Origin of the sequence: Streptomyces sp. NPDC020362, assembly GCF_040642095.1 — a bacterium.
In the GTDB taxonomy this organism is placed as follows: Bacteria; Actinomycetota; Actinomycetes; order Streptomycetales; family Streptomycetaceae; genus Streptomyces.
This window is the reverse complement of record NZ_JBFAET010000431.1, coordinates 1-2,523: the sequence shown is the minus strand read 5'-3', so window position 1 is coordinate 2,523 and position 2,523 is coordinate 1. Positions and strand designations below refer to the sequence as shown.

Genomic DNA, 2,523 nt, shown 5'->3' with positions numbered 1-2,523 from the left:
GTGCGAACCACTCCGACTCGTCCCCGCTCTGCGGCACCGAACCGCTCACCGTTCACCCTCCCGTTCGCCGTGCGTTCGCGCCCGTGCGGGCGCCCGGAGAAAGGGCGCGGTGGAACTGCGTGAGCAGCAGTTCCACCGCGCTCAGGTCGTGCGAACCTCAAGGCGCAACAGAGGGATCAGCAGCACCAGCTGCCGTGCGACCCGCTCGGGCTGGAGCAGAAGCCGTAGAGGGAGTCGCTCGGGTCGGTCAGCGCGGCCTCCGCGGCTCTGCCGCCGACATAGAGGGGCCCGGCGGGGTTGAGCCGGCCGTAGGCGCTCTCGGCGCCCGACAGCCAGGCGTCGAGCACTGCGGTCGTGGGAACACTGGGCTGAGACATCAGGCGCCTCCGAAGGCGGGAATTTGGGGCGGATTGCCCAGCCCTGAGTATTGCGGCGTTCTGACGCCCGTCAGACGACTAATCTGGCCACAGTGAGATGCCCTGGTGCGGGGGGCCGCCCCCGACGGCTCAGCGACTCGACCGCTGCGCCGCCACGATCGCGTTCAGGGTCTGGTCCGCCCCCGCCAGCCGTTGCACACGCTCGGCGAATCCCGGGAACTGCGACGCGATCCTGGTGAGGAACTTCAACTCGGCCGGAGCCACGTTGATTTCGGCGACATCGCGCTCGATCGCCCGAATCACGCCCTTGACGACCCGCTCGGGCGACACCGTGCGGACACCGCCGGGTGTCGGCGACCCCGTCTTCGCGAACATCCCCAGATCGCGGACGAAGCCCGGCTGGACGATCGAGACGCCCACGCCCGTGCCGTGCAGGTCCTGGCGGAAGGCCAGCGAGAAACCGCGCAGCCCGAACTTCGTCGCGTTGTACATGGACGACGACTTGGTGGCCGCCATCCCCGACAGTGATCCGACGAAGCAGATGTGTCCGCGCCCCGCAGTCACCATGCCCGGAGCGAGCAACCGGGCCAGCATCGCGGGGGCACGCAGGTTCACCGCGAGCGCCCGGTCGATCTGGGCCGGCGTGTAGTCGAGCACGTCACCGCTGGAGGGCAGGGCCGCGTTGGCGATGAGGATGTCCGTGCCGGCCGCTTCCTGAGCGAGGCGCTGCACATCGTCGGGGTCGCCGAGATCGGCCAGGATCGTGCGCGCACCGTAGCGCTCGGCGAGGGGTTCCAGCGCCTCGCGCCGCCGCCCGGTGAGAATGAGATCCGCGCCGCGAGCGGATATCCCGGCAGCGATCGAGCCGCCGATGCCGCCCGTGACTCCAGTAAGCAGAACGGTTGCCCCAGCAATGTGCACAGCTACCCTCCAGTTCTGTTCGTTCGAACGAACAATAGGGAGGCGAAGGGGTCCTGTCCACCGGCGTGGGCGGCGAACGGAAGGCGTCGGTCGGGGGCGGGCGGAAGGTGCCGGTCTGGGGTGAGCGGAAGGTGCCGGTCGGGGGCGAGCGTGTCCGCCGCCTCCGGGCGGGCGGGGGTGGCGTGTCGCGGGGCCCACTGGTCGGCAGGCTCGGCCCTGGGTGTTTCTCGGGCGGCGGACCACCTTCTGGGCCGGTCCGCCCCATCGAACATTGTTGCCTTGACAAGAATTGTCGCGACAAGCATGATGGAGTCCGTGAGTACGACGAGTGGACTCCATGACCATCTCGGCTACTGGCTTCGTCGCCTGTCCGACGAGGTCCACAGCCGGTTCGAGGCCGAGCTCGGCAGGCACGACGTCACGGTCTCCCAGTGGGGCGTGATGATCAGCGTCTTCCACGGCCACGACACCACCAAGGCCGCGGCCGCGCACATGGACATCGACCCCGGGGCCGTCTCCCGTCTGGTCGACCGTCTCGCGGCCAAGGGGCTGATGGGCCGCGAGCCGGACCCCGCCTCACGGCGCACGGTGCGACTCGTCCTGACCCCTGAGGGCCGTGACCTCGTACCGGTCCTGGCCGAGATCGCCGACCGCAACGACGCCCACTACTTCGGCGCGCTCGACCCCGGTCAGCGTCGGCAGCTCGAGGAGTGGATCCGGCGTCTGGTGGGCGAACCCCGTCCCGCAGCACGGCACAACACCCCTTGAAAGGAGCACGCGATGAGCATCGCGACCTCCGTCACCAAGACCGTCGGCATCGAACGCCCCCACGCGCAGGTCTATGCCTTCCTCGCCGACCCGGCGAACTGGCCCCGGTGGGCCGTGGTCAACATCCGGTCCATCGAGCCCACCGACGACCCCGACTGGTGGCGCATGTCCACCCCGCTGGGCCCGGCCAAGCTGCGCCTGCGCCCCAACGCCGAGTTCGGCATCCTCGACCACGACTACGTGGACGACACCGCAGCCTGGCAGGTCCCGGCCCGTGTCGTCCCCAACGGTGACGGCGCCGAATTCATGATCACCTTCTATCGGCCGCCGACCCTGACCGAAGCCGACTTCAGGAAGCAGGCCGACCTGGTCGACACCGAACTGGCCACCCTGAAGAAGATCCTGGAGACCGGCCAGGCGTGAGCATGCCGCATCCGGGCGGCGGTACCCGTTGCCG

Annotated in this window: 4 protein-coding genes; 2 read left to right on the top strand and 2 right to left on the bottom strand. The window is 69.4% G+C overall.

Going from position 1 to position 2,523, the window contains the following annotated elements:
• Positions 1-176: 176 nt before the first annotated feature.
• Together AB0H32_RS47870 and AB0H32_RS47865 are read right to left on the bottom strand one after the other, a co-directional pair.
• Positions 177-377, bottom strand: a complete 201-nt coding sequence (locus tag AB0H32_RS47870) for a DUF6229 family protein (protein ID WP_116143136.1) — start codon at positions 375-377, stop codon at positions 177-179.
• 129 nt (positions 378-506) lie between these two features.
• Positions 507-1,298 (bottom strand): SDR family NAD(P)-dependent oxidoreductase, encoded by a 792-nt coding sequence (locus AB0H32_RS47865; protein WP_361135899.1) that lies wholly within the window; start codon positions 1,296-1,298, stop codon positions 507-509.
• Between the two features lie 315 nt (positions 1,299-1,613).
• Between AB0H32_RS47865 and AB0H32_RS47860 the strand changes: the two genes are divergently transcribed.
• Together AB0H32_RS47860 and AB0H32_RS47855 are read left to right on the top strand one after the other, a co-directional pair.
• Entirely contained in the window at positions 1,614-2,066 is a 453-nt protein-coding gene (locus AB0H32_RS47860; RefSeq protein ID WP_361135895.1) for a MarR family transcriptional regulator, read from the top strand.
• A 12-nt stretch (positions 2,067-2,078) separates the two neighbouring features.
• Positions 2,079-2,489 carry a hypothetical protein gene (locus AB0H32_RS47855; RefSeq protein ID WP_361135892.1) on the top strand — a complete coding sequence of 137 codons (411 nt, stop codon included), beginning with the start codon at positions 2,079-2,081 and terminating at the stop codon, positions 2,487-2,489.
• Positions 2,490-2,523 lie beyond the last annotated feature (34 nt).